Consider the following 24,643-nt stretch of genomic DNA (forward strand, 5'->3'; position numbering starts at 1 on the left):
CAACTCACCACTCCTGTTCTTCTTCGCTTGCCGCCGCCGCACCACCGCCCGCGCGTCGGCGCACGACGGTCACGACCAGGAACGCACCCGCCAGCAACACCACCGCCGGACCGAACCACAGCAGCCAGGTCTTGGATTCCACTTGCGGGCGGTACAGCACGAACTCGCCGTAGCGCGCGACCAGGAAGTCCTTGATCTCGCGATCCGACTTGCCCTGCCGCATCAGCTCCAGCACTTCGCGCCGCAAATCGCGCGCGATCTGCGCATTGGAATCGGCCAGCGACTGGTTCTGGCACATCACGCAGCGCAGCTCGGAGGTCAGCGCGTGGAAGCGCTTCTCTTCGGCGGTGCTGGTGAATTGCGGCGGCGTTTCGGGCGCCGCCGGCTGGGCGACGGCCAGTGAGGAGGCCAGCGCGAGGCACGCCGCCATCGCGAGCATCGCCAAACGCATGCGCTGGAAGACAGAAGGGATCATGAGCCGCGCTCGATCTCGTCCAGCTTCGGCAACAATTGCTGCGCGATCACGTCATCGGTCAGCGGACCGACGAACTTCCACCGCACCACGCCCTTGCCATCCACCAGGAAAGTTTCGGGCGCGCCGTAGATGCCCCAATCGATCGCCACCTTGCCTTCGCGATCGGTGACGACGATCCAGTACGGATTGCCGAAGCGTTCCAGCCACGCCAGCGCATCGGCGTGCTCGTCGTTCCAGTTGAAGCCGACCACGCGTACGCGCTTGGTTTCGGCGAAGCGCGTCAGCACCGGGTGCTCGTCGCGGCAGGCCGGGCACCAGCTGCCCCACACGTTGAGCAGATACGGCGCGCCCTGCAGGTCTTTGCTGCCGAACAGGCGGCCGGCTTCGTGCAGCACCGGCAGTTCGAAGGTGGGCGCGGCCTTGCCGATCAGCGGCGAGGGCAGCGCCTCGCGGTTCGGATTGCGGCTCATCCACACACCGGCGGCGAGCAACGCGCCGAGCACCGCGACGACCAGCAACGGCATCCAGCGCATCATCGGCTTGCGTTCGCTCACGCGGCGTTCTCCAGAGGTTTACGGGCTTCCACGCGCGCGAAGCGGCGATCGGTCGCCGTCACCAACCCGCCCAGCATCATCAAAATCGCACCGGCCCAGATCCAGCGCACGAACGGCTTCACGTGCACGCGCAAGGCCCAGGTGCCGCCGCCGAGCGGTTCGCCCATCGCGACGTACAGGTCGCGGCTGAAACCGGGATCGATCGCAGCTTCGGTCATCACTTGCCCGCCGCTGGCGTAGGCGCGCTTTTCCGGATGCAGCACGGTGACCGGAGCATCGTTATGGAACACGGTGACCGTGCCGCGATCGCCGATGTAGTTCGGCCCCTGGTAACGCTCGTTGCCATCGAAGCGGAAGGCGTAGCGGCCCAGCTCGACGCTCTGGCCCTGCGCGACGGCGACTTCGCGTTGCTGGCTCAGGCCTTCGGTCAGCAGCGCGCCGATCAGGAAGATGGCGATGCCGAAATGCGCCAGCGTCATGCCCAGCATTTCCGCAGTGAACTGGCGGCCGGACTGCTCGAAGCGCGACCACACGAAGCGCAGCGTGCCGACCAGCACCCACACCGCGGCGAGCACACCCGCCGGCACCTTCCACGAGGCCTGCGCCGTGAGGAAGTACGCAGCTACGCCGGCCAGCAGCGCCAGCACGCCCCAAGGCAGCAGCATCGCCAGCGGCTTGGATGCCTGTTCGCGCTGCCAGCGCGTCACCGGGCCGAACGGCAGCAGCAGCACCAGCGGCGCCATCAACACCATGAACATCAATGCGAAGTAGGGCGGGCCGACCGAGATCTTGCCCAGGTTCAACGCATCGGCGAGCAAGGGATACAGCGTGCCCAGCAGCACCATCGCGCAGGCGGTGGACAACAGCAGGTTGTTCGCCAGCAGCAGCGTCTCGCGCGACGCGGTGCCGAACGGCGTGCCGCTGTCGTCGGAAGGCGCGCGCAATGCATACAGCACCAGCGAGCCGCCGATCACGATGCCGAGGAAGATGAGGATGAAGACGCCGCGCGCGGGGTCTGCGGCGAACGCATGCACCGACGTCAGCACACCCGAGCGCACCAGGAACGTACCCAGCAACGACAGCGAGAACGTCGCGATCGCCAGCAACAGCGTCCAGCCGCGGAAGCTGCCGCGCTTCTCGGTCACCGCCTGCGAATGCAGCAGCGCCGCACCGGCGAGCCACGGCATGAACGAGGCGTTCTCGACCGGATCCCAGAACCACCAGCCGCCCCAGCCCAGTTCGTAATACGCCCACCACGAACCCAGCGCGATGCCCAAGGTCAGGAACGCCCAGGCGACGTTGGTCCACGGCCGCGTCCAGCGCAGCCAGCGCGCATCGATACGCCCGTCGAGCAGCGCGGCGATCGCGAACGCGAACGGCACCGAGAAGCCGACGTAACCCAGGTACAGCATCGGCGGATGGATGATCATCCCCGGGTCCTGCAGCAGCGGGTTCAAGTCGCGGCCTTCGACCACGGCCGGCAGCAGGCGCTCGAACGGATTGCTGGTGAAGATCAGGAAGGCAAGGAAGCCGAGCGCCACCGCGCCCATCACGCCGAGCACGCGCGCGATCACCTCCGCCGGCAGGCGCTGCGAGAAGCGCGCCACCGCCGCGGTCCAGATCGACAGGATCAGCGCCCACAGCAGCAGCGAGCCCTCGTGCGAGCCCCATACCGCGGTGTAGCGGTACACCACCGGCAGCAATGAGTTGCTGTTGGTGGCGACGTATTCGAGCGAGAAGTCCTGACTGACGAAACCGTAGGTCAGCACGCCGAAGGCGAACGCCACCATCGCGAACTGCGCGTACGCGGCAGGCCGTGCGACCGCCATCCACGCCGGGATGCCGCGTTGCGCGCCGGCCAGCGGCAGGATCGCCTGCAACGCCGCCACCAGCAGCGCCAGGATCAGGGCGAATTGGCCAAGTTCGGGCAGCACGGGGTTACTTCGCTTCCGCGCTGGGCGCAGGTGTGTGCACGTCGTGCTTCTTGTGCGCCGCGCCCATCTTGTCGGCGACTTCCTTCGGCATGTAGGTCTCGTCGTGCTTGGCGAGTACCTGTTCGGCGACGAAGTGGTCGCCCTGCATGCGACCGGTGGCGATCACCGCCTGCTTCTCGCGGAATAGGTCGGGGAGGATGCCGGTGTAGACCACGGGCATTTGCGCGTCGCCGTCGGTGACGCGGAAGTGCGCTTCGAGCGAGCCTTGCGCGCGCTGGAACGAATCGGCCGCGACCATGCCGCCAAGGCGGAAGCGCGCGTTGTTGCCGGCCTCGCCGCGCAGCACTTCGCTGGGCGTGTAGAGGTAGGTGATGTTGCGCTGGATCGCGTACGTGATCATCGCGGCGGCGAGGCCGGCGGCGGCGACGAGCGCGCCGATCCAGATCAGGCGGTTGCGGCGGATAGGGTTCATCGGCTCAATTCATTCTTGGTGGTGCGTGCCGCCTCGCGTGCGGCGCGCTGGCGCGCATTGCGCAATTGGCGGCGGATCTGCAGGCGCGTGGCGACGTAGTCCCAGCCCAGCACGATCACGAATACCGCATAGGCGGCGATCAGGTAATTGACGTATGTCATGCCAGTGGTAGTCATGCGCGCGGCTCCGCGATCTGCGCGACCCAGGCCTTGCCCGCTTCGCGACGCAGGTTGTCGGCGCGCGCGCGGGCGAGCAGGGCGCCGACGAACCACAGCTTGGTGCCGAGGATCATCAGGATCAGCGGCGGGATCATGCTGCCGTCCATCGTCGACTCGCCCATCAGGCGGATCGTCTGGCCCTGGTGCAGCGAGTTCCACCACACCACCGAGTAACGGATCACCGGCAGCAGCGCCACGCCGACGATGGCGAGGAAGCCCGCCGCACGCGCCGCGGCGCGACGATCATCGATGGCGTTGTACAGGCCGATCACGCCCAGGTACATGAAGAGCAGGATCAGTTCGGTGGTCAGGCGCGGGTCCCAATCCCACCACGTGCCCCACATCGGCTTGCCCCAGATCGAACCGGTCAGCAGCGTGATCAGGGTGAAGGCGGCGCCGATCGGCGCGCAGGCCATCGCCAGGATTTCGCACAGCTTGATCCGCCACACCTGCGCGATCACCGCGTACACCGCCATCAGCGCGTACACGGCCATGCTCATCCAGGCGCTGGGCACGTGGATGTAGAGGATGCGGAAGCTATCGCCCTGCTGGTAATCGGCCGGCGTGTGGAACAGGCCCCAGTACATGCCCACCGCCATGATCAGCAGCCCCAGGCCGTAGGCCCACGGGGCCCAGCGCGCGGCGAAGCGGTCGAAGTAGGGCGGCGAACCGAGTTGGTGGAACCAGCGGACGATCGGATTCATGCGTTCACGTCCTTCCCGCCCGGGCAGGAAGGTGAAGGAGGGGGCGGTTGTTGGATCGCGGCGGAGGTCATCAGTTCAAGGCGATCCGGATCGCGGCGGCCGCCGCCAGCGGTGCCAGCACCAGAGACAGGACCAGTCCGGCGCCCAGCATCAGCATCGCCCCGGTGACATCCAGTCCCTGCGCCGCCTGGACGACGCTGCCCGCTCCGAACACCAGCACCGGCACGTAAAGCGGCAGCGCCAGCAGGGCCACGAGTATACCGGAGCGCCGCATCCCGACCGTCAGCGCCGCCACTACCGCACCGAGCAGACTCAGCAAAGGCGTGCCCAGCGCCAGCGAGGCCAGCAATACGCCCAGTTGCGCGTGCGGCAGGTGCAGGAGTTCGGCCAGCAGCGGCGCCGCGACCAGCAGCGGCAGCGCGGTCGTCGCCCAATGCATGAACGTGCGCACCAGCACCAGCCACGCCAACGGCACCGGCGCCAGCATCCATTGTTCGAGCGAGCCATCCTCGGCATCGCCGCGGAACAGGGAATCCAGCGCCAACAGCCCGGCCAGCAGCGCGGCCAGCCACAGCACCGCACCGGCCGACTTCGCCAGCGTCGCGCGATCGTTGCCCAGGGCCAGCGCGAACAGCGTCACCACCAGCAGCGCGAACAACGCCGGCTGCAGCGCATCGCCGCGGCGGCGCCAGAGCAGGCGCAGGTCGCGCAGGAACAGCGCCTTGGCCGAAGCCGCCAGGCCCGGCGAGAGGGCAGGGAAGGACAGCGCGGTCGTCATGCCGGCTTCCTCATCACCAGCATCCGCGTCCGCACCGGCGGCGCGGCATAGGCGCCGTGGGTCGTCACCAGCGTCGCACCGCCATCGCCCAGATGCGCCTGCACCATACGGTTGACCAGCTCGATGCCGTCGAGGTCGAGATTCGCGTAGGGCTCGTCCAGCAGCCACAGCGGCGCCGGCGACAGCCACAGGCGCGCCAGCGACAGGCGCTTCTTCTGCCCGGCCGACAATTGCCGCGCCAGGGCGTCCTCGTAACCGGCCAGGCCGACCATCGCCATCGCTTGCTCCGGCATCAGGTTGGCGCGGCGACCGTGCAGGCCGCAGAGGAAGTCGAGGTTCTCCAGCGCGCTCAGGTCCGCCTTCAGCGCGGGCAGGTGGCCGAGGTAGGCGATCGCATGCGAGCGCTGGTACGGATCGGCCGCGCGGCCGTCGATCAGTACCTCGCCCTCGTCCAGCTTGAGCAGTCCGGCCAGCACGCGCAGCAGCGTGGTCTTGCCCGCGCCGTTGTCGCCCTGCACCAGCAGCGCCTCGTTGGCGTCGACGGCGAAATCCAGCGGCCCGAACACCGGCTCGTCGTTGCGCGAGAAACGTAGACCGCGCGCCTCCAGTAACGGAGGCTGGGACGTCTTGGGAGGCGTGCTTTCCAGGAGGGCGGCCGGCGGCAAGCGGCCAGCGGCCGCGAAGGCGCAGATTTTATGCGATCGCCGCGGTCGCGACGCCGCTCAACCCGGAAGCGGCTTCAGCTTCCCACCCAATGGATCCACTCGGTATCCGGCGCATTCGCCGGCCGCCGCAGCAGCATCCGCAGTTGCACCTTCTCGCCGAAGTCCCAGGCCAGCACGCCCGCCTGGCCGAATTCGCGGCCCAGCAGGTCGATCAGCGGCAGCTCGATGTCGCCCACCAGCCAGCCCGGCTCGCACCACTGGCCGTGGGCGTCGTAGGCGTGCGCCGGTTGCCGGCACAGGCCCAGCGCGTCCAGGCGCGCGGCCAGCATCGCGTTGGCGGTCTCGTTGGCCGTGTCCGAATGCGGCACGGAGGCCGGATTCCAGGCGGTGATGAAGGCGTAGCGCGTCAGCGGCCAATAGGCCTCCACGTCCACCGCGCGGTGGCCTACGTGCAGGGCCAGGGCGTCGCCGTCCAGCGCCACGGCGTAGCGCGCCTGGATGTAGGCATGGGCCAGCTCCCCCGCGTCGACGACGTGCAGCTGCTTGCGCATGCCGACAGTTTTGCTGCTTTCCCTTTCGGGCGCATCCGTTTCACTCGCTTCCATGAGGCGTCCTCCCCAAGAGCCTACGTGCAGGACCATCAGCGGCTTGGTCATTAGGAGGCATGAAGCGCATTCCTTACACTCCGGAGTTTCACTCAGACACTCGCCCCACGATGACCCCGGAAACCAAGCTGCCCAAGGTCGGCACCACCATTTTCACCGTGATGTCGCAGCTCGCCGTCGAGCACGGCGCCGTCAACCTGGGCCAGGGCTTTCCCGACTTCAACGTCCCCGAACGCCTGATCGAGGCCCTGGATCGCGCCATGCGCGAGGGCAAGAACCAGTACGCCCCCATGACCGGCATCCCGGCCCTGCGCCAGGCCATCGCCGCCAAGACCGAGCGCTGCTACGGCTACCGCCCCGACGCCGATACCGAAGTCACCGTGGCCTCGGGCGCGTCCGAAGCCATTTTCGATGCCGTCCTCGCCGTGGTCCGCCCGGGCGATGAAGTCATCGTCCTCGACCCCTGCTACGACTGCTACGAACCCGCCATCGACCTGGCCGGCGGCCGCGCCGTGCACGTGCCGCTGGACCCGCAGACTTTCGCTCCCGACTGGGCGCTGATCCGCGCCGCCGTCAGCGACAAGACGCGGATGCTGATGATCAACACACCGCACAACCCGTCCGGCGCGATGTTCACCGCCGAAGACATCGCGCAGCTGACCGCATTGCTGCGCGGCACCGGCATCTACCTGCTGTCGGACGAGGTCTACGAACACATCATCTTCGACGGCCGCAGCCACGAGTCGGTGCTGCGCTATCCGGAATTGCGCGAACGCGCCTTCGTGATTTCCAGCTTCGGCAAGACCTATCACTGCACCGGTTGGAAGATCGGCTACTGCGTCGCGCCGCCCGCGCTGTCGGCGGAGTTCCGCAAGGTGCATCAGTACAACACCTTCTGCAGTTTCGCTCCGGCGCAGTGGGCGTTCGCGGAGATGATCCAGGCCGAGCCGGAGCATTACGACGAACTGGGCGCGTTCTATCAGGCCAAGCGCGATCACTTCCGTGAGCAGTTGCTGACGACCAAGTTGAAGCCGTTGACGGTGCCGGGCGGTTACTTCCAGCTCGTCGACTACTCGGACGTGAGCGATCTCGACGATGTTGCGTTCTGTCGCTGGCTCACGATCGAGAAGGGCGTTGCCGCGATTCCGCTGTCGCCGTTCTACGAGGCCGCGCCGAAGGGGCAGCGTTTGGCGCGTCTGTGCTTTGCGAAGAACGAAGCGACGTTGAATGCGGCGATCGAGCGGTTGCAGAGGCTCTGATTGCCCCGATGTCGTCCCCGCGAAGGCGGGGATCCAGGGACTTTGCTTTTGTTGGTGCTGGTGCGTAAAGCGTCGGCTTCGGCGGGACGCGCTACCCGACGGGACGGGGGTGCTCCGCCCCTCCGGACGGCATCCCTGCCTTTAGTCGGGGCCGCGGACCATCCTGGTCCGCTCTCCGCACCCCCATCCCGCCGGGCAGCGCTTACCGCGAGCGTGCAGATCGCCGCTTCGGCGCCGGAGCTCTTCTTCTCCCCGCTTGCGGGGAGAAGATGCCCGAAGGGCAGATGAGGGGGAGCGAGCGAAGCGAGTTGCTTTGCTTTTTTCAACGCGCCCGAGATGTGTGGGAGGGCAGGCGGTGCCGGTAGGCAGGCGCGACTGTCAGCGGCATGGATGCCGCTGACAAGCCTCCATGGACGGATTCACGGCGTGTCGCGACTGCCTACCGGCGCCGACTGCCCGTGCCGGGATAGCTACCGCCGACACGTCCCCTCACCCTGCTTCGCTGCGCGAAGCTGTCCCTCTCCCCGCAAGCGGGGCGAGGGATAAATGCCTTAGCTGCGGCCGTCGAACAGCTCGCGGCCGATCAGCATGCGGCGGATTTCGTTGGTGCCGGCACCGATCGCATAGAGCTTGGCATCGCGCAGGATGCGGCCAGTGGCGAACTCGTTGATGTAGCCGTTGCCGCCCAGGGCCTGGATGCCTTCCAGCGCGACCTGCACCGCGGCTTCCGACGCATGCAGCAGACACGAAGCCGCATCGATGCGGCTCTTGTGCCCGCCGTCGTAGTCGCGCGCGACCTGGTAAGCGAAGGCGCGCGAAGACTGCAGCGAGGTATACATGTCGGCGATCTTGCCCTGCATAAGACCGAAGGTGCCGATCGCATGGTCGAACTGCTTGCGCTCGCGCACATAGGGCAGGGCGATGTCGAGCGCCGCCTGCATCAGGCCGAGCGGGCCACCGGTGAGCACGAGGCGTTCGGTATTGAGGCCCGACATCAGCACCTTGACGCCGTTGTGGACCTCGCCCAGGACGTTCTCCTGCGGGATCTCGCAGTTCTCGAACACCAATTCGCAGGTGTTGGAGCCGCGCATGCCGAACTTGTCCAGCTTCTGCGCCGTGGAGAACCCCTTCATGCCCTTTTCGACGATGAAGGCAGTCATGCACTTGCTGCCCGCATCCTTGCCGGCGGTGCGCATGTAGACGATCAGCACGTCGGCCTCGGGGCCGTTGGTGATCCACATCTTGTTGCCGTTGGCGACCCACACGCCGTCGCGTAGCTCCGCGCGGCAGGACATCGAACCCACCACGTCCGAACCCGCGCCCGGTTCGCTCATCGCCAGCGCACCCTTCCACTCGCCGCTGCACAGCTTGGGCAGGTACTTCGAACGCTGCGCTTCGTTACCGTTGGCGTAGAGATTGCTGACGCACAGGTTGGAATGCGCGCCATACGACAGCCCGACCGAACCCGATGCGCGCGAAATTTCCTCCATCGCGACCAGATGGGCGAGGTAGCCCATGTCGCTGCCGCCGTATTCGCCCGGCACGGTCATTCCGAGCAGACCCATCTCGCCCAGCTTCGGCCACAGGTCCTGCGGGAACACGTTGTCGTGATCGATCTGCGCCGCACGTGGCGCGATTTCGACATCGGCGAAACGGCGCACGGCCTCGCGCAGCGCGTCGATGTCTTCACCGAGGGGGAAAGGGCGCATCGGGAATCCTTGTACTGAAAGACGAAAGAAGGTGCTGCCGGCCCAGTTGCGAATTCTATCGCTTCGCCCGCGAGCGCCGAAACAAAAACGCCCGGACAAGCCGGGCGTTGATGTATTTGCTCGTCATTCCCGCGTAGGCGGGAATCCAGTGTCTTTCAGGTTTCGGACCGAAGAGCGAAAAGTCGCTGGATCCCCGCCTTCGCGGGGATGACGGCACAGCAGGTCAATGCCCGCCGCGGATGCGGCCCTGGAAGCGCGGCTGCGCGCGGCCCAGCGGCAGCTTCAGCTTGCCGATCGCGCTGATGCGCTCCTCGGCCAGGCGGTCGGCGGCCTTGTAGGTCGGGATCGCGTCGCGCTCGGCGATCTCGTAGATGCGCGCGAGGTTGTGGTAGATCGTGCGCATCATGCGCATGGCGCGCTCGCGGTTGTAGCCGTCCAGCTCCAGCGCCACGTTCATCACGCCGCCCGCGTTCACCGCATAGTCCGGCGCGTACAGGATGCCGCGCTTGACCACTTCGTCGCCGATGGCGTTGTTGGCCAGCTGGTTGTTGGCCGCGCCGCAGATGATCTTGGCCTTCAGGCGGGGCAGGGTGTTCTCGTTGACGGTGCCGCCCAGCGCGCACGGCGAGTACACGTCGGCCGGCACGTCATAGATCTCGTCCAGGCCCACCGCTTCGGCGCCGTATTCGGACACGGCCTTGTCGACCAGGCCCTTGTTGATATCGGTGACGAAGATCTTCGCGCCGCGCTCCTTCAGCAGCTTCACGTATTCCATGCCGACGTGGCCCAGGCCCTGCACGGAGTAGGAGTACTTGCCGACTTCCTCGTCGCCAAAGCGCTTGTTGAGCGTCGCCATCAGGCCCTGCAGGGTGCCGTAGGCGGTGAACGGCGACGGATCGCCGGAACCGCCGTGGACTTGGTGCACGCCGGTGACGTACTCGGTCTCGCGGTACACGTATTCCATGTCGTTGACGTCGATGCCCACGTCTTCGGCGGTGATGTAGCGGCCGCCCAGCGATTCGACGAACTGGCCGAACGCGCGGAACAGCGCCTCGGACTTGTCGGTGGCCGGATCGCCGATGATCACCGCCTTGCCGCCACCGATGTTCAGACCCGCGACCGCGTTCTTGTAGGTCATGCCGCGCGACAGGCGCAGCACGTCATTGAGCGCGTCGGCTTCGGTCTTGTACGGCCACATGCGCGTACCGCCCAGCGCCGGGCCCAGCACCGTGTTGTGGATGGCGATGATGGCCTTCAGGCCCGCATCCTTGTTGTGGCAGAACACGACCTGTTCGTGGCCGAAGGTGTCGAGGGTTTCAAAAATCATCGGATGCTCCGGTTGGCCGCCGCGATGCGCATGGCACGCGACGCCAACTAGGTGATGTAAGTCGTTGAATGGCTGGGAAACTGCGGTTGTAGTGCCGGGCCGGGCCGGCTCCGCAGGCGGCGTAGTCTAATGCAATCGATTCCATCCGGCCCGTGCCAGGAATGGCGGGCGAAGGGCCACGATAGATACGCCCGGGTATGCTGCCGGCGCGTGAAGGCGCCTTCACGCCGGAGGGAGCCAGCGCCTCAGAAGGCTCGGTACTGCCCCTGCCGCAGCCACAGGGTCGCCAGCCATTTCTCGCCGCGCTCGACCGGCTGGCCCGCATGCAGCGAATCGGCGTCGGGGCTGCCGTCGTCCAGCAGGTTGTCGAAGATCACTGCACGCCCGGCCTGCGGCTCGATGCTGAGGCCGGGCACGGGGAACGTGGTCTCGCCGCCCGCTTCGGGTTCGTTGAGATAGACGCAGATCGTGCGCGCGCGATTGCCGGCCTCGGGCACGTCGTTGCGCAGCGACTCCGGCGCGCGGTAATCGCGGTGCGGGCGGTACTCCTGGCCCGGGGCGTAATTGAGCACGATCAGCTGCTCGGCCTGCACCAGTTCCATGCGCGCGGCGCTGGCCATGCGCTGTTGCACCAGCCGTAGCGACAGATCTTCGACCAGCGGATCGAAGCTGGCATCGTGGCTGGTGCGGATCTGCATCTGCTTCGCTTCGCCCGTCGTATCGATGGCGCGCGAAGGCCGCAGCATCGGCCGCGCCGCGGCGATCAGCAGCCGGCATTCGTCGGCGGAGAGCAGGCCATCGATCACGGCGACGTGGGGCCGTTCGCTCACCACGCGCGCCTGCACTGTGGGCCGGCTGTCTTCCAGCGTCAGCGTGTGCGGCGTCGAAGGTGTTGCGACTTCCGCCACGCTCAAGGCCGGTAGCGGCGCGATACCGGCGGCGTCGAGCTGCGCGCGCAGGCGCTGCGCCGTGTCGCGGTCGACAGGGCCGCCTTCGCCGCGCGCCAAGCGCTCCGACAACAACAACGCCGCCACCCAGTCGCCGCGCGAAGCGGCGTGATCGAGCAACTGCAGGCAGCGCTGCTGATCCTCGGGATTGCGCTTGCGGCCGAAATGGATCGCCGCCGCGCGCAGCGCCGGCGCCATGCCCGCGTTGAGCGCCTGCATCACGCGCTGGTTGATGCGGCTGTCGTGCGGCGCCGCGACGCCGCCCACCGACACCAGCGCCAGCATGTACGCGGCGATCGGGTGGCCGCCGGCTTCCGCGCGCAGCAGCCAGGCCACGGCCTGTTCCGGATCGCGGGGCGCGCCCACGCCATGCAGCTGCATGCGCGCCAGCTCGATCTGCGCCGGGGCGAAACCGGCCTCCGCCGCACGCAGGTGCCAGCCGTGCGCCTCCTCCATGGCCTGGCGCGCGACCAGGCCTTGCGCCAGCTGGAACCAGGCCTGCGGCGAAGGCTGTGCGGCGGCGCTGCGGAGTTGTTCGAGGGCGGGATCGGGCTGGCTCATGGCGCGGGAGCGTAGCGGAAGCACGGCAAAAGCGCCCCTCATCCGGCGCTGCGCGCCACCTTCTCCCCGCGGGCGGGGAGAAGGGCTGGGTGGCCATCGCGGTACAATGCGGATTCGATCGTTTCCGTACTGAGCGCTGCACATGAGCACCCCCGCCAGCCGTCTTCCCGAAGCCCAGACCGACGAAGCCCGCAGCCCGCTGCGCTTCGTCACCGCCGCCAGCCTGTTCGACGGCCACGACGCCGCGATCAACATCATGCGCAGGCTGATCCAGGGGCAGGGTGCCGAAGTGATCCACCTGGGCCACAACCGTTCGGTCGAAGACGTCGTCCGCGCCGCGCTGCAGGAAGATGCCGACGCCATCGCGCTGTCGTCCTACCAGGGCGGCCACGTCGAGTACTTCAAGTACATGGTCGACATGCTGAAAGAACGCAACGCCTCGCACATCCGCGTGTTCGGCGGCGGTGGCGGCACCATCACGCCGGAAGAAATCCGCGAACTGCAGGCCTACGGCGTCGAGCGCATCTACCACCCCAACGACGGCATGCACATGGGCCTGGTCGCGATGATCGAGGACGTGGTGCGCCGCGCCGAAGCCGCGCGCCTGCCCGTCGACAAGCCGCACAAGGTCGCCTTCGACAACGAGATCGAGATCGGTCGCATGCTCTCCGCGATCGAAGAGAGCGCGCTGGACGAAACCGAACTCGCCCATCTGCGCAAGGAATGGCAGCTGGCCGGTGGCAAGACCCCGGTCGTCGGCATCACCGGCACCGGCGGCGCCGGCAAGTCCTCGGTGACGGACGAACTGCTCAACCGTTTCCTCAGCAACTTCCCCGACATGCACGTCGCGGTGATCTCGGTCGACCCGACCCGCCGCCGCACCGGTGGTGCATTGCTGGGCGACCGCATCCGCATGAACTCGCTGCGCTCCAAGCGCGTGTTCATGCGCTCGATGGCGACCCGCCGCCAGCACATGGCGACCAACATCGTGCTGAAGGACTGCATCAGCTTCCTCAAGTCGCTGGGCTATGACCTGGTCATCGTCGAAACCGCGGGTATCGGTCAGTCCGACTCGGAGATCGTCGACCTCGTCGACTTCCCGATGTACGTCATGACCTCCGACTTCGGCGCGCCCAGCCAGCTGGAAAAGATCGACATGCTCGACTACGCCGAGCTGGTCGTGCTCAACAAGTTCGACAAGCGCGGCGCCGAAGACGCGCTGCGCGACGTGCGCAAGCAGTGGAAGCGCAACCGCGTCGCCTTCCAGACCAAGGACGAGGACGTCCCGGTCTATCCGACCATCGCCTCGCAGTTCAACGACCCCGGCATCAGCTGGATGTTCGCCAACCTGTGCCGTCTGCTGCGCGAGAAGCTGTCGCTGCCGGCCGAGAAGTGGTCGCCCAGCCTCGACACGAGCTTGAAGGAACCGCGCGCCACCGTTTTGATCCCCGGCGCCCGCGTGCGTTATCTCGCAGAGATCGCCGAGCAGGGCCGCGGCATCAACGCGAAGATCGAAACCCAGTCCGAGATTGCCGACCGCGCGCAGTCGTACTGGCAGTCGCTGCACGACCTGGGCGACGACAAGCTGCCCAAGGCGTTGGATCTTTACTCTGCGGAAGATCTGCTGGCCGCCTCCCCCTCACACCCCGAGGGTGCTTCCTTCGGGGCGTCCGGTCCTGCGGACCACCTTCTCCCCGCAAGCGGGGAGAAGGGAGCGTCTTCTTCTCCCCGCGTCAGCGGGGAGAAGATGCCCGAAGGGCAGATGAGGGGCGCTCTTGCCGTTGACCGCACCCTCCTCACCCTGCGCCAGCGCTACAACGACGCCATCCACTCGCTCACGTCGGAAGCCCTCAAGCTCCTGCGCGACTGGCCGGCCCGCCTCAAGTCCATCACCGACGACGTCAACGAATACAAAGTCCGCGACAAGACCATCCGCGTCGAGAACTACCGCGAGTCGCTGAGCCACCAGAAGATCCCGAAGATCGCCGCCCCCACCTACAAGTCGTGGGGCGAGCTGCTGACCTTCCTGCAAAAGGAAAACCTGCCGGGCTACTACCCGTACACCGGCGGCGTGTATCCCTACCGCCGCACCGGCGAAGACCCGATCCGCATGTTCGCGGGCGAGGGCACGCCCGAACGCACCAACCGCCGCTTCCACTATCTCAGCGTCGGCCAACCGGCCGCGCGCCTGTCCACCGCGTTCGACTCGGTCACGCTGTACGGCGAAGACCCGGCCGTGCGCCCGGACATCTACGGCAAGATCGGCAACTCCGGCGTCAACATCGCCACCCTGGACGACATGAAGAAGCTGTATTCCGGCTTCGACCTGTGCGCGCCCAGCACCTCGGTGTCGATGACCATCAACGGCCCGGCGCCGATCATCCTCGCGATGTTCATGAACACCGCGATCGACCAGCAGGTCGAGAAGTACCTGCGCGCCGACCAGGCGCGCTGGGACGCGGCGCACGCCAAGATCGAAACGATGTTCGAAGGCCGCAAGCGCCCGGAATACTCCGGCATGCTGCCCGAGACCAACGACGGCCTCGGCCTGGGCCTGCTCGGTGTCACCGGCGACCAGATCATCGAACCGGAGGTGTACGAGAAGATCAAGGCGGAGACCCTCGCCACCGTGCGCGGCACCGTCCAGGCCGACATCCTCAAGGAAGACCAGGCCCAGAACACCTGCATCTTCAGCACCGAGTTCGCCCTGCGCATGATGGGCGACATCCAGCAGTACTTCGTCGACCGCAACGTTCGCAACTTCTACTCGGTGTCGATCTCCGGCTATCACATCGCCGAAGCCGGCGCGAACCCAATCAGCCAGCTCGCCTTCACCCTGTCGAACGGCTTCACCATCGTCGAGTACTACCTCGCGCGCGGGATGAAGATCGACGACTTCGCGCCGAACCTGTCGTTCTTCTTCAGCAACGGCATGGACCCCGAGTACACCGTCATCGGCCGTGTCGCCCGCCGCATCTGGGCCCGTGCGATGCGCGAGCGCTACGGCGCCAGCGCCCGCAGCCAGATGATGAAGTACCACATCCAGACCAGCGGCCGCTCCCTGCACGCGCAGGAGATCCAGTTCAACGACATCCGCACCACGCTGCAGGCCCTGTACGCGCTGTTCGACAACTGCAACAGCCTGCACACCAACGCCTACGACGAAGCGATCACCACGCCGACCGAAGAAAGCGTGCGCCGCGCCGTGGCGATCCAGATGATCATCAACAAGGAACTGGGCCTCAACTTCAACGAGAACCCCTGGCAGGGCAGCTTCATCGTCGACAAGCTCACCGACATCGTCGAAGAAGCCGTCTACAAGGAGTTCGAAGCTATCTCTGAACGCGGTGGCGTACTGGGCGCCATGGACACCATGTACCAGCGCGGCAAGATCCAGGAAGAGAGCCTGTACTACGAGCACAAGAAGCACGACGGCTCGCTGCCCCTGATCGGCGTCAACACCTTCCTGCCCAAGGACCACGGCGGCGACATCGTCACCGAGATCGAACTGATCCGTTCGACCGAAGGCGAGAAGGGCCAGCAGATCACTAACGTCCAGAACTACCAGCAACTCCGAAACTCACTCTCCCCGCTTGCGGGGAGAGTCGGCGGCAACGCCGCCGGTGAGGGGCAGGGCCTTACCTACCTACAAGCCACCGCCCGCGAACGCCGCAACGTCTTCGCCAGCCTGATGGAAGCGGTGAAGACCCACAGCCTCGGCCAGATCAGCCACGCGCTGTACGACGTGGGTGGTGAGTACCGTCGCAACATGTAAGAGTTGGTGCGCGCAGGTGGGGACCTGCGCAGCACTTTTGAGTAACAACAAAGGGGAAGCAATGCGTTTGATTTGTCTCGGGGTGGCCCTGGCCGCCCTTTCCGGCTGCAAGATCGTGGGGCCGGTGTACTACACGCCGACGTTGCAGCGCGGGAGCGGCAATGAAGCGGTGGTCGATCTGGGCGAGAAGATCGGCGACGTGCTCGTCCGCAGTCTGGATGGGCAGGTGCTCGCCAGCGAATACACCACCTGGAACGGCGGCTGGTCGGCCGTGCGCGAACTGCATGTGACGCCCGGCACGCACACGCTTCAGGGTTACGTGGCCAAGGGCGGCCTGGAGCGCGCTTTCGAGCTCACCGAGACCTTCGAAGCGGGCGCGCATTACAAGCTGAGCCCCACGCTGGTCGGCTACGGCCTGGGCTACGAGTTGGTCCGTGTCGACACCAAGGGAGGCCAGCCATGAAGCGGCACGCAAGGTGTCTGCTGCTCGCGCTGCTGCTGCCCGCGGCGGCGCTGGCCAAGGACAAGACGTACAAGGGCTACGAGGGCGCCGATCCGGCGACCGACCAGCTGGTGCACCTCAAGGTCACCCAGGAGAGCGATCGTCGTTTTCTGTTCAGCCGACGCGGGCTGAGCATCACCAGCATCGACGACAAGCCCATCGGCAATTGGTGGAAGAACGCCATCGTCGTCGACGAACTCCTGCTCAAGCCCGGCAAGCATCGGATCGGTTACCTCGCGACCACGCTCAATAACGCCTTCGCGAGATTGGATCTGTGGTTCGTGGCCGAGCCCGGAAAGACCTACGCGTCCCGTGCGGACTTCGAGTGGCTCAGCGTCCGCATCTGGATCGAGGACGCGCAGACGGGCGAACGCGTCGGCGGCGTCGTCGGCAGCGTGGACGAACCGACCGATGCTGCACCCGCGGCGGAGACCGGTACGACAACGGGCACGGCCCCCGCACCGTCGAACTGAAATCTGCGCAGCGGCGTATGCAAAAGGCCCGGACTGGTCCGGGCCTTTTCGTTGGATCCGCGCGATACGGCGGAAATTAGACCGGCGCGAATCCCTTGGTGGTCTTCTTGTCGCGCTTCTCGGCCTTCTTTTCCTTCATCGTCTTGGCCGGTTTCTTCTTCGATTCTTTCTTCTGGTTCATGCCTTTCATGAGGCTTCTCCTGGGCGCGGGTATCGGTGGACGGCGGTCGCGATCGGTAGTATGCGCCCGCCGCGCCCCGTCAGCACGAGGCGCGCGCCTCGGCGCCGCGGTGGCCTAAGCTATGTCGCCGTAGGCCACCCCGCAGTCCGAAATCCCATGATCAACAACGACGTCCTGCGCAGCATCCGCTACATGCTCGACCTCAGCGACGGTAAGGTCGTCGAGATCGCCAAGCTGGCCGATCCCGCGCTGGTGCTGGACAAGGCGGACGTGCAGGCATTCCTGCGCCGCGAGGACGACCCCGAGTACGCCGAATGCAGCGACGCCTTGCTCGCGCATTTCCTCGACGGCCTGGTGATCCATCGGCGCGGCCGCAACGACGCGCTGCCGCCACGGCCGGTGGAGAAACGGGTCACCAACAACGTGGTGCTGAAGAAGCTGCGGGTGGCGTTCGAGCTGAAGGACGTCGACATGCACGAGGTGTTCGCCGCGGCCGGGTTCCCGATCGGCAAACCGGAGCTCACCGCGTTCTTCCGCCAGCCCGGCCACGCCAACTACCGCCCCTGCGGCGACCAGGTGCTGCGCAATTTCCTCAAAGGCCTGACCCTGCGCGTACGCGGCGGCTGAAGCGGCATAGCCCGCGCTCCGCGCCTGTCCCTTCTCCCCGCATAGCGGGGAGAAGGTGCCCGAAGGGCGGATGAGGGGCAGCTCTTCAACGCCTAGCCACCTCCAACCCCAACCCCTCAACCTTGAACAGCTCCGCCCGCGCAGCCCCATCCACCGGCTTGCCGTTGCTGTCGACAAGCCCTCTGCGCACGAACACGACAGCAAGGTCCTCCTGCGCGCCTGCGATCAGGCGCATAGCCTGCTCGCCGACGGGCAAAGCGATCGACGGCGTGCCTTGGCGTCCCTCGTGCCCGGCGTGCAGCGTCAGGTCGAAGCCGCTGAAGCTGCCGATCTGCTGGGCCTCCTGCAGATTGCCCGCGCGCAATGCCTTGGCCGGTGCGATCCAGGCCTCGATGAAGAAGCCGCCTGCCTGCGCAGCCCTGGACATCGTCACGCCACGCAGCGTTACCGCGGCAGAGGGGCCCTCGCCGATGCGCTGGGCGGCCATGTTGGCCTTTTGCAATTCGGCCTGCGGCAGCACGACCGCAAGCGGTTGCCCGGTAATCACGAACGGTTCGGTGGTCAGCACCGCGGCCCACGGCCACGGATCCGGCTCGGGGATCGGGCGTGGGCGCACGCGCAGCGTGATGAAGCGCAGGTTGCGCAGCAAGTCGCTCAGGTCCGGACGGAACCGCTCCCTGCACGGCAGGTTGTCGTAGGTGTAGCCCACGTCGCTGGTCCGGCCGACATCGCCGGCGCGCGCGTCGCGATGCCCGGACAGCGTGCGGAAGGGGAACGTATCCGTCGTCCATGGCGCGCCGGGATTGGCCTTGCCCGATTTCGACCAGCACTCCCAATAGCGATCGATGTTGCAGTGATGCAGGTAGAACACGGGGTCGCGCGCCGCCGTGGGCACCGATCCCATGTTGCCGCCGATCAGGCCGTGCACGGCCGAGTGCGGATTTCCATACAGAATCCCCGAGAAATTCGCGAAGGCCGTTTCGCTCATCGCTGCCAGGTTCAGGCCGGAGAGTCCACCGCTACCGTTGTTCAAGGCGGCGGCGCGGGTGCTGTTGTAGAGCGGATTGGTGGCGTCCGCCGGCACGCGCAGCGGGTCGGGCAAGAAGCCGTTGGCGATGTAGTCCCAGTACGGCAGCGTGAACTCGCAGTGCCCGGACATCAGCCGCATGACTTCTTCGATGAACAACAGCTCCCAGCGGTGCCAGCTCAGGAAATGCAGGCCGCCATGCACGCACTGGTTCCAGTAGGTGCCCGCATCGGGTACGCCCACGCTGTCCGCCGCCGGTGCGCCATGAACCCCGGCCTGGTAGAGCCAGCTGCGGAAGTTCTCCTTGGGCAAGGCGCGCATCGCTTGCACGCCCGCGCGCAGCGCGTCCAGATCGGTCGGCGAAAGCGTGCGGATTTCGCGTCGCACGCGTAACGCCTGCGCCGACACCCGAGGGGCGGCGAGGGCAATGGCGGCCGACGACATGAGTACGGTGAATTCACGTCTGCTGATCTGCATGGTGGTTCTCCTTTGGGCGAGCGCAGGCGCAGGGCCACATGCGTGCCCTGACGCGCGCTCTGGTAGAGGCGTCACTTCCGTGATGGGGGAGCAGCAAATCCATTGACGTACCGACATCCGGCTTCCTTGCCTGCGCGCGCTGCGGCGCGAACGAAGGGGGCCCGCCAATGGCGATGCACGGCCCTTCTACTGGAGGAAAACGCTGTCTTCGTGGTGGGAACGGACAGGCTTCACCCGATCGGGTAGATGCCATCCACGGGCCACGCGCCCGCCTTAGCTCATGTGCAGCGGAATCAGCGCGGCCCGCAGGTGGTGCTGATCCAGCGCCGTCCGCAGTCGCTGCTCCACCAGCGGCAAATTCGCCAGCTGCTGCGACGCATATAAGGAATACGTGGGCCGTCCACTAGCCCGATCGTCGTGACGGCCCACGCTGACGTGCGGCGTCTGGCACGCACCCGCCCACAACGCATGCAGCTGCGCCGGCCCGATGCTCTGATGCGGCCCCAGCGTAAAGCGGAAGATCGCGATTTGATGCTTCATTACATTCCCCTGACAAAAAATCGCTGAGCGTTACCGTCGCTTGCCGCTACGAGGTTGCGCGGGCATGACTTCGCGCGCCTCGGTCTTGTCCAGCTTGGTCAGCACCCGCGTCACGCCGAGTACTTCGATATGACCGCCGGACGACTCGAACGCCTCGATATCGCCGGCGATCCGCTCGCTGGTCAGGAGGCGGCGGTCGGGCTCCTTGGCCCGGAAGGGCATCTTTCCCGTAGCAGGCGTGCGCGCCATGGTCGTGCTCTCAATACAAAAGAAGGGGAATGCCACGCGCACGCCGTTCCGCGTAATCCGCGCGCACGTCGAGGCAATAGGGGCCGGCCATCGCGAACTTCCGGCAGATCGTCGGGCGGCTGTCGTAGATGGAACAGCACATGCGCGCACCATCCAGCGCCACGCACCAGCCTTCCTCATCGCGCGCCATCACGTGTATGCCCGCGGACGTATGCGTGGTGAGATGCTCGGCGATGTTGTCTTCCGGCATCAGCACGACCGTCAGCCGGCAGCAGACCGCATCGCAGGCACTGCAATGGGCGGTCGCCTCGCGGGCGTCATCGCCCTCATGGCCACTCAGGGCCACAGAGGCATGGGAAGAGGAACAACTGGGCACGGCGCTCCCACAAACACACCCGCAACGGGTGGTGACGCGTGAAGGGAAGCGAAGCCGGCGACGGAGGTCGGGGGTAACGCGCGAATAGAACGATGCCGCCGGGCCAGACTACACGAACAAGACGAGGGGATGTGAACAGCTTCCCTTCTCCCCGCTTTAGCGGGGAGAAGGTGCCCAAAGGGCGGATGAGGGGCAGCTTTTAGCCCACCCCCCCACCAAACCGCCGCTCCACATACCCCCGCAAATCCCCCGCCAACCCCGCCGGCTCATCAAAGAACCGGCACACCAGCGCAAACAACCCAAACCCCTCCCACGCGAACGGCCGATGCTCACGCACCATCGCCAGCGTATGCACGCCTTCGCTGCGGATGTTGACGCCCGACGCGGCCAGCGCGTCCGTGCAGCCCACCGTCAGATCAGCGCCGATGCGGCGATGGTGCGACGACGCCGCCGTGGCGGAAGTCACCAGATCGCCCAGCCCGGCGAAGCTGAAAGCCGTTTCCGCGCGCCCACCGACGGCCTGGAGAATGGCGCCCAACTCGCGCGTCGCCTCGGCGATCAAAAAGCCGCGCATGTTGTCGCCCAGCGCCAGCGCATCCGCCGCCCCGATCAGCGGGACATAGACATTCTTGAGCACGGCCGCCCAGGCCGCGCCCTGCACATCGTCGCTGCGATCCAGATGCAGCGCCGTATCCGCGAACAACGCATCGACCTGCGCACCGACGCCCGGCCGCGCACTGGCCGCGACCGCGAACCCAGCCCGGCCCGCCTGCAGCTCCCGCGCCAGCATCGGGCCGTACAGCAACGCCCAGCCCAGGCGCGTGCCGAAGTGCCGCTCGAAGACCTGCGCCGCGGTGCGGCCCTGCGCATCCAAGCCCTTGGCGATGGACAGGCAAATCGTGTCGGCGCTTGCTACCGCTGCCACGCGCCCGGCCAACTCATCGTGGGGCTGGGTGGGTAGGGCGAAGAGCACTACCTCGCGGCCTATCGCCGCCGTTTCCAGCGGCTCGGTTTCCACGCCCGTGTGCAGGTCGCGGTCCCAGATTGCGACGTTGTTGTGGGGACGTAGCAGCGCTTCGAAGGCGTGGCCCATTGCGCCGTGGCCTAGGATTAGGACGTGCTTGGATTGGCCTGGCATTGGCAGGCTCCGCGGGTTTCCCAGCCCCAAGCATAGCGGTCCCAGCAGACCGCTGCGGTAGGCGGAGATGGTTTGCCTGGAGGGTGCTGGCGAGGTTAGACCCACCAATGCCCATTCGTTTCGCTGTGCTTGCCAGCCGCCGGGCAAGGAGTGTCGACGGAATATGCAGATTTCCTACACACTCTAGCTCCCGAATATAGGCAGTTACTCTAGATGGCGGATCACTCATGGGTTGAAGAGGCCTCTCCTAGCGAACTGTGGAGGCTCTTCGCGCCGATTTCCGTCCAGAATCTTGCTCAAGATTCTGAAGGAGGTCAGACACGTCGTCTGATAGGGGAGCTGCTTCTGAGACATGGCGGCCCAAGGAATGCGTGCGTCTCTGATGTGTATGAGGCTGTATTTGAACATCTCTCTCGTAATCAGCCTGCGGAATATTTTTATAAAAATGCACTACTTCAACGCACTCTGTTGAGTAGGCATGGGAGTAGACGCTCTCGCGTGTTTTTTGAATTTCGAGCTGGCCAATCGAAGCTGGATGCGCTCGTTGCCCAAGAATCGATGCACGCTTACGAGATCAAGACGGACCTCGATCACTTTCGCCGCCTTTCTACCCAGATCGCGGACTACCAGAGGAGGTTTTCCCATGTATGGCTCCTATCTAGCGAGAGGCAGGCAGCAAGGTTGGAAGCGCAAATTGGGCCAGATGTCGGAATCGCATACATGTCAAGGCGGCGAACCTTTGAAGTTGTGCGCGCCGCCTCGCGGTATACATTGCAGTTGCGAGCCGAGCTAATTCTCGAATGTCTTCGTCGCAGCGAGTATTTGAAGGTGCTGCGGGAGTTCGGTTTTTCCGATTCTGGCATTCCGAACACGCTCGTATTTAGAGAGGCGATGAACTTCTCCAAGGCGCTCGATCCTGTGTTAGTCCATGAGGCAACACTTGCAACGCTCAAGGAACGGCCTAATGCATTGTCAGTTGGGGCGCTATCCGAGTTGCCGCTATACATGCGGGCTGCCGCAGTAGCCTCGCGTTGTAGCGACGACGATGTCGAAGTCCTGTTGGGGAACCTTGCGCGTAGAGTCAATCGAAAGGAGAGGGCGTGAACTACTTTCCCTATTTTCGCGGCAAGCAGTATGAGCTGATTTGCCTACGAGAGAATGGTGCTCTTATTGCAAAAAGCGGGTTCACTCCAATCATTGAGCCTGTAAAGGAGGGGGTCGGGGGGCTCTTGCGGACAATCGACTCGCTCAAGAAGGACCAAGCACGATTTCTAGTTATAGCGAACCCTTCTGTGGGGCATCACGCGCCGGCGCTGCCAGACGAGTTCGTGAAAGAAGTAAATGCGGCCATGGATGGGTATGCCCTTGGTGGCTGGGTCTTTCAGATTCAAGAGTTCGACGATCTGCCTACTCTGGGGAAATGGCTTCAGCTATCTCCTGGAATGGCCGTGCTGCACCAGGGCACGATGCCGGCAAAGGATGTAGTAGAGATCGTCAGGAACGAAAGTGCTCCAAACCGCATACATCTTTTTGGGGATAACTGCAGTCCTCGTTATCGCGGCGTCTTTTCGTCTAACGAGAAGGTTCTCCTGGTTGACGGCTTCAAGAGAAAAAAGAATGCGGAATACCCTGACGTAGAGATGTTCTCCGAATTGCCGGTTACATATCGAGAGCAGGGGGCAAATGGTTTTGGTGACTACCTAATAGTTGGTAGCGAATACTCGGAGGGGGGAGGTGCCGCGTATGCCGTCGCTATCCATATCACCTACGCAGATCCTGAAGACGATGGAGTGGTCTATGTCAGACACTTCAAGTCCGATACCAACGACACGCCGACAGATCCTGCTGGCAAGTTCCGAGAGGCGCTCGGGAAATTGGTGGCTCACTGTGAGCAACCTGGTTCAAAGATTCCGCTAACGGCCGCGATTAAGGAGTTTCAACGGCTGCATCAGTACGGCCATTTTCCTGGCCTTGGATATGTCAAGAAGCTAAGCATGCAGCACCACCTCGAAATGATGGGTGGATGATATGTGCTGCCCTAACTGCTTCGATGATGATTTCCTTAGTGGCTTCATTAGCGTAAATGCAGAGCGCGATGGCCAGTGCGTGTTTTGCGGAACCGATGATGTGCCTCTGATCGATCCGACTCGATTAGCGCCCTACTTTGAACCGGTTCTTGATGGCTATGCCGTGAAGGTCGATGGTCGCTCGTTGTGGGATTTGTGGGCGGAGGACTGGGGCATGTTTTCCGCGCGTGCTGATGCCCGTCGAATCGTGCAGGCAATCTTAGGCGGGCTGGCGGCTGCTACGTATGTTGCGCGTGACAGTGTGTCCGCGCCGTCAGGCGAGATTTGGGCTCGCCTACGCAAGGAGCTTCAAGAAGAGAATAGGTTCTTCCCGGGGAATGCTCCTGATAAGGAGTTATTTCGCGTGCTCATGGAAAACTTGGTCTGTGCTCAAGTTCCAAGTCAGTTCTATAGGTCGAGATTGATGAAGGATCTGACTCCTTATCCGCTCGATGAAATGGGTGCTCCACCTGCCGATCTTGCCTCTGATGGGAGAGCAAACCCCATCGGGATTCGTTATCTATATCTCGCTAGCGATCCTGAAACAGCCATTTCCGAAGTCAAGCCTTCTAAGGGCGCATTAGTGTCGGTGGCCACGTTCAGGGTGGCGCCAGGAAAGGAATTGAGGTTGATCGACCTTACGAACCCAAGGCTGACAATATCGCCGTTTAGAGTGACCTCTGCGATTGCAGATGTGCGTGCATCAATGTCCTTTCTGGAGGCGCTAGGGGAAGAGCTTAGTGTGCCAACCCAGCCGCATCGCGCCACGCGAGACTATTTGGCTAGTCAGTATCTCTGTGAGCTCATTAAGGTCTCTGGATATGACGGTGTTGTTTACAGAAGTTCTTTGGCCGACGGGCGAAATTTCGCTTTTTTTGACGTGGAGGCATGCGAACCCCATGACCGTGTGACGGTCTATAAGGTCACGGATGTGGCTGTCACTGCAGAGACTATATAAAGCGCGTGAGGTCAAAAGAGACTATTCGGTTCAGGTTGGTGGGCGC

At 64.9% G+C, this 24,643-nt stretch carries 25 protein-coding genes; 8 read left to right on the forward strand and 17 right to left on the reverse strand.

The features are described from left to right. Positions 1-4: 4 nt before the first annotated feature. From ACYVJ8_RS03615 to ACYVJ8_RS03655, 9 genes are all read right to left on the reverse strand, one after another. On the reverse strand, positions 5-439 hold the full coding sequence (locus ACYVJ8_RS03615) for a cytochrome c-type biogenesis protein (RefSeq protein WP_460711021.1): 435 nt from the start codon (positions 437-439) through the stop codon (positions 5-7). 32 nt (positions 440-471) lie between these two features. Beyond that, complete coding sequence (locus tag ACYVJ8_RS03620; protein WP_460711023.1) at positions 472-1,011, reverse strand: DsbE family thiol:disulfide interchange protein; 540 nt, start codon at positions 1,009-1,011, stop codon at positions 472-474. A 14-nt stretch (positions 1,012-1,025) separates the two neighbouring features. After that, positions 1,026-2,963: a heme lyase CcmF/NrfE family subunit gene (locus ACYVJ8_RS03625; protein WP_460709515.1), complete on the reverse strand. Its 1,938-nt coding sequence runs from the start codon at positions 2,961-2,963 to the stop codon at positions 1,026-1,028. Between the two features lie 4 nt (positions 2,964-2,967). Next, a complete protein-coding gene (ccmE, locus tag ACYVJ8_RS03630) occupies positions 2,968-3,435 on the reverse strand; it encodes a cytochrome c maturation protein CcmE (RefSeq protein WP_460709516.1) in 468 nt (155 codons plus the stop codon). After that, positions 3,432-3,611, reverse strand: a complete 180-nt coding sequence (gene ccmD, locus ACYVJ8_RS03635) for a heme exporter protein CcmD (RefSeq protein WP_460709517.1) — start codon at positions 3,609-3,611, stop codon at positions 3,432-3,434. Before ccmD ends, ccmE begins: the two co-directional genes overlap by 4 nt. Then, a complete protein-coding gene (locus ACYVJ8_RS03640; protein ID WP_460709518.1) occupies positions 3,608-4,357 on the reverse strand; it encodes a heme ABC transporter permease in 750 nt (249 codons plus the stop codon). Before ACYVJ8_RS03640 ends, ccmD begins: the two co-directional genes overlap by 4 nt. 70 nt (positions 4,358-4,427) lie before the next feature. Beyond that, a complete protein-coding gene (ccmB, locus tag ACYVJ8_RS03645; RefSeq protein WP_460709519.1) occupies positions 4,428-5,135 on the reverse strand; it encodes a heme exporter protein CcmB in 708 nt (235 codons plus the stop codon). After that, a complete protein-coding gene (gene ccmA / locus ACYVJ8_RS03650; protein WP_460711025.1) occupies positions 5,132-5,782 on the reverse strand; it encodes a heme ABC exporter ATP-binding protein CcmA in 651 nt (216 codons plus the stop codon). The genes ccmB and ccmA overlap by 4 nt, the downstream gene beginning before the upstream one ends. Before the next feature lie 92 nt (positions 5,783-5,874). Continuing rightward, positions 5,875-6,351 (reverse strand): DUF3293 domain-containing protein, encoded by a 477-nt coding sequence (locus ACYVJ8_RS03655; RefSeq protein ID WP_460709520.1) that lies wholly within the window; start codon positions 6,349-6,351, stop codon positions 5,875-5,877. Between the two features lie 164 nt (positions 6,352-6,515). Here ACYVJ8_RS03655 and ACYVJ8_RS03660 point away from each other — a divergent pair, with 164 nt between their 5' ends. After that, complete coding sequence (locus tag ACYVJ8_RS03660; protein ID WP_460709521.1) at positions 6,516-7,664, forward strand: pyridoxal phosphate-dependent aminotransferase; 1,149 nt, start codon at positions 6,516-6,518, stop codon at positions 7,662-7,664. A 551-nt stretch (positions 7,665-8,215) separates the two neighbouring features. Here ACYVJ8_RS03660 and ACYVJ8_RS03665 read toward each other — a convergent pair. The 3 genes from ACYVJ8_RS03665 to ACYVJ8_RS03675 all read right to left on the reverse strand — a co-directional run bounded on the left by ACYVJ8_RS03665 (position 8,216) and on the right by ACYVJ8_RS03675 (position 12,208). Beyond that, entirely contained in the window at positions 8,216-9,373 is a 1,158-nt protein-coding gene (locus ACYVJ8_RS03665; RefSeq protein ID WP_460709522.1) for an isovaleryl-CoA dehydrogenase, read from the reverse strand. Between the two features lie 223 nt (positions 9,374-9,596). Beyond that, positions 9,597-10,700: a Glu/Leu/Phe/Val dehydrogenase dimerization domain-containing protein gene (locus ACYVJ8_RS03670; protein ID WP_460709523.1), complete on the reverse strand. Its 1,104-nt coding sequence runs from the start codon at positions 10,698-10,700 to the stop codon at positions 9,597-9,599. A 245-nt stretch (positions 10,701-10,945) separates the two neighbouring features. Next, positions 10,946-12,208 (reverse strand): 2OG-Fe(II) oxygenase, encoded by a 1,263-nt coding sequence (locus ACYVJ8_RS03675; protein ID WP_460709524.1) that lies wholly within the window; start codon positions 12,206-12,208, stop codon positions 10,946-10,948. A 142-nt stretch (positions 12,209-12,350) separates the two neighbouring features. Between ACYVJ8_RS03675 and ACYVJ8_RS03680 the strand changes: the two genes are divergently transcribed. The 4 genes from ACYVJ8_RS03680 to ACYVJ8_RS03695 all read left to right on the forward strand — a co-directional run bounded on the left by ACYVJ8_RS03680 (position 12,351) and on the right by ACYVJ8_RS03695 (position 17,766). Then, entirely contained in the window at positions 12,351-15,983 is a 3,633-nt protein-coding gene (locus ACYVJ8_RS03680; protein WP_460709525.1) for a methylmalonyl-CoA mutase family protein, read from the forward strand. Between the two features lie 61 nt (positions 15,984-16,044). Further along, the gene (locus ACYVJ8_RS03685; protein WP_460709526.1) at positions 16,045-16,446 is read left to right on the forward strand and encodes a hypothetical protein; all 402 of its coding nucleotides are present in this window, start codon (positions 16,045-16,047) and stop codon (positions 16,444-16,446) included. Next, positions 16,443-16,958, forward strand: coding sequence for a hypothetical protein (locus tag ACYVJ8_RS03690; RefSeq protein WP_460709527.1), 516 nt, complete (start codon positions 16,443-16,445; stop codon positions 16,956-16,958). Before ACYVJ8_RS03685 ends, ACYVJ8_RS03690 begins: the two co-directional genes overlap by 4 nt. A 337-nt stretch (positions 16,959-17,295) precedes the next feature. Further along, positions 17,296-17,766: a YehS family protein gene (locus tag ACYVJ8_RS03695; RefSeq protein WP_460709528.1), complete on the forward strand. Its 471-nt coding sequence runs from the start codon at positions 17,296-17,298 to the stop codon at positions 17,764-17,766. Positions 17,767-17,851: 85 nt separating this feature from the next. Here the strand turns inward: ACYVJ8_RS03695 and ACYVJ8_RS03700 are convergent, their stop codons facing one another. The 5 genes from ACYVJ8_RS03700 to ACYVJ8_RS03720 all read right to left on the reverse strand — a co-directional run bounded on the left by ACYVJ8_RS03700 (position 17,852) and on the right by ACYVJ8_RS03720 (position 21,528). Beyond that, the gene (locus ACYVJ8_RS03700; RefSeq protein WP_460709529.1) at positions 17,852-19,270 is read right to left on the reverse strand and encodes a tyrosinase family protein; all 1,419 of its coding nucleotides are present in this window, start codon (positions 19,268-19,270) and stop codon (positions 17,852-17,854) included. A gap of 273 nt (positions 19,271-19,543) precedes the next feature. Beyond that, positions 19,544-19,810 (reverse strand): hypothetical protein, encoded by a 267-nt coding sequence (locus tag ACYVJ8_RS03705; RefSeq protein ID WP_460709530.1) that lies wholly within the window; start codon positions 19,808-19,810, stop codon positions 19,544-19,546. A 30-nt stretch (positions 19,811-19,840) separates the two neighbouring features. Next, positions 19,841-20,059: a hypothetical protein gene (locus ACYVJ8_RS03710; protein WP_460709531.1), complete on the reverse strand. Its 219-nt coding sequence runs from the start codon at positions 20,057-20,059 to the stop codon at positions 19,841-19,843. 10 nt (positions 20,060-20,069) lie between these two features. Continuing rightward, positions 20,070-20,405, reverse strand: coding sequence for a YkgJ family cysteine cluster protein (locus ACYVJ8_RS03715; protein WP_460709532.1), 336 nt, complete (start codon positions 20,403-20,405; stop codon positions 20,070-20,072). A 229-nt stretch (positions 20,406-20,634) separates the two neighbouring features. After that, on the reverse strand, positions 20,635-21,528 hold the full coding sequence (locus ACYVJ8_RS03720; RefSeq protein WP_460709533.1) for a hypothetical protein: 894 nt from the start codon (positions 21,526-21,528) through the stop codon (positions 20,635-20,637). Between the two features lie 258 nt (positions 21,529-21,786). On the opposite strand from ACYVJ8_RS03720, the gene ACYVJ8_RS03725 reads away from it, so the two are divergent. Genes ACYVJ8_RS03725 through ACYVJ8_RS03735 form a run of 3 tightly spaced genes read left to right on the forward strand, consistent with a single transcriptional unit; the run spans position 21,787 to position 24,597 of the window. Beyond that, entirely contained in the window at positions 21,787-22,677 is an 891-nt protein-coding gene (locus tag ACYVJ8_RS03725; RefSeq protein ID WP_460709534.1) for a sce7726 family protein, read from the forward strand. After that, positions 22,674-23,600 carry a sce7725 family protein gene (locus ACYVJ8_RS03730; RefSeq protein WP_460709535.1) on the forward strand — a complete coding sequence of 309 codons (927 nt, stop codon included), beginning with the start codon at positions 22,674-22,676 and terminating at the stop codon, positions 23,598-23,600. The genes ACYVJ8_RS03725 and ACYVJ8_RS03730 overlap by 4 nt, the downstream gene beginning before the upstream one ends. A gap of 1 nt (position 23,601) precedes the next feature. Beyond that, entirely contained in the window at positions 23,602-24,597 is a 996-nt protein-coding gene (locus ACYVJ8_RS03735) for an RES family NAD+ phosphorylase (protein ID WP_460711027.1), read from the forward strand. The last annotated feature ends 46 nt before the right edge of the window (positions 24,598-24,643 follow it).

This window comes from Lysobacter terrae, assembly GCF_054782215.1.

Excerpts from the sequence above, each read along its gene's own strand:
- ACYVJ8_RS03615 (WP_460711021.1), bottom strand. The coding sequence starts at position 439 with ATGCTCGCGATGGCGGCGTGCCTCGCGCTGGCCTCCTCACTGGCCGTC.
- ACYVJ8_RS03620 (WP_460711023.1), bottom strand. The coding sequence starts at position 1,011 with ATGATGCGCTGGATGCCGTTGCTGGTCGTCGCGGTGCTCGGCGCGTTG.
- ccmE (WP_460709516.1), bottom strand. The coding sequence starts at position 3,435 with ATGAACCCTATCCGCCGCAACCGCCTGATCTGGATCGGCGCGCTCGTC.
- ccmD (WP_460709517.1), bottom strand. The coding sequence starts at position 3,611 with ATGACTACCACTGGCATGACATACGTCAATTACCTGATCGCCGCCTAT.
- ACYVJ8_RS03640 (WP_460709518.1), bottom strand. The coding sequence starts at position 4,357 with ATGAATCCGATCGTCCGCTGGTTCCACCAACTCGGTTCGCCGCCCTAC.
- ccmB (WP_460709519.1), bottom strand. The coding sequence starts at position 5,135 with ATGACGACCGCGCTGTCCTTCCCTGCCCTCTCGCCGGGCCTGGCGGCT.
- ACYVJ8_RS03655 (WP_460709520.1), bottom strand. The coding sequence starts at position 6,351 with ATGCGCAAGCAGCTGCACGTCGTCGACGCGGGGGAGCTGGCCCATGCC.
- ACYVJ8_RS03660 (WP_460709521.1), top strand. The coding sequence starts at position 6,516 with ATGACCCCGGAAACCAAGCTGCCCAAGGTCGGCACCACCATTTTCACC.
- ACYVJ8_RS03665 (WP_460709522.1), bottom strand. The coding sequence starts at position 9,373 with ATGCGCCCTTTCCCCCTCGGTGAAGACATCGACGCGCTGCGCGAGGCC.
- ACYVJ8_RS03670 (WP_460709523.1), bottom strand. The coding sequence starts at position 10,700 with ATGATTTTTGAAACCCTCGACACCTTCGGCCACGAACAGGTCGTGTTC.
- ACYVJ8_RS03675 (WP_460709524.1), bottom strand. The coding sequence starts at position 12,208 with ATGAGCCAGCCCGATCCCGCCCTCGAACAACTCCGCAGCGCCGCCGCA.
- ACYVJ8_RS03680 (WP_460709525.1), top strand. The coding sequence starts at position 12,351 with ATGAGCACCCCCGCCAGCCGTCTTCCCGAAGCCCAGACCGACGAAGCC.
- ACYVJ8_RS03685 (WP_460709526.1), top strand. The coding sequence starts at position 16,045 with ATGCGTTTGATTTGTCTCGGGGTGGCCCTGGCCGCCCTTTCCGGCTGC.
- ACYVJ8_RS03690 (WP_460709527.1), top strand. The coding sequence starts at position 16,443 with ATGAAGCGGCACGCAAGGTGTCTGCTGCTCGCGCTGCTGCTGCCCGCG.
- ACYVJ8_RS03695 (WP_460709528.1), top strand. The coding sequence starts at position 17,296 with ATGATCAACAACGACGTCCTGCGCAGCATCCGCTACATGCTCGACCTC.
- ACYVJ8_RS03700 (WP_460709529.1), bottom strand. The coding sequence starts at position 19,270 with ATGCAGATCAGCAGACGTGAATTCACCGTACTCATGTCGTCGGCCGCC.
- ACYVJ8_RS03705 (WP_460709530.1), bottom strand. The coding sequence starts at position 19,810 with ATGAAGCATCAAATCGCGATCTTCCGCTTTACGCTGGGGCCGCATCAG.
- ACYVJ8_RS03710 (WP_460709531.1), bottom strand. The coding sequence starts at position 20,059 with ATGGCGCGCACGCCTGCTACGGGAAAGATGCCCTTCCGGGCCAAGGAG.
- ACYVJ8_RS03720 (WP_460709533.1), bottom strand. The coding sequence starts at position 21,528 with ATGGGCCACGCCTTCGAAGCGCTGCTACGTCCCCACAACAACGTCGCA.
- ACYVJ8_RS03725 (WP_460709534.1), top strand. The coding sequence starts at position 21,787 with ATGGCGGATCACTCATGGGTTGAAGAGGCCTCTCCTAGCGAACTGTGG.
- ACYVJ8_RS03735 (WP_460711027.1), top strand. The coding sequence starts at position 23,602 with ATGTGCTGCCCTAACTGCTTCGATGATGATTTCCTTAGTGGCTTCATT.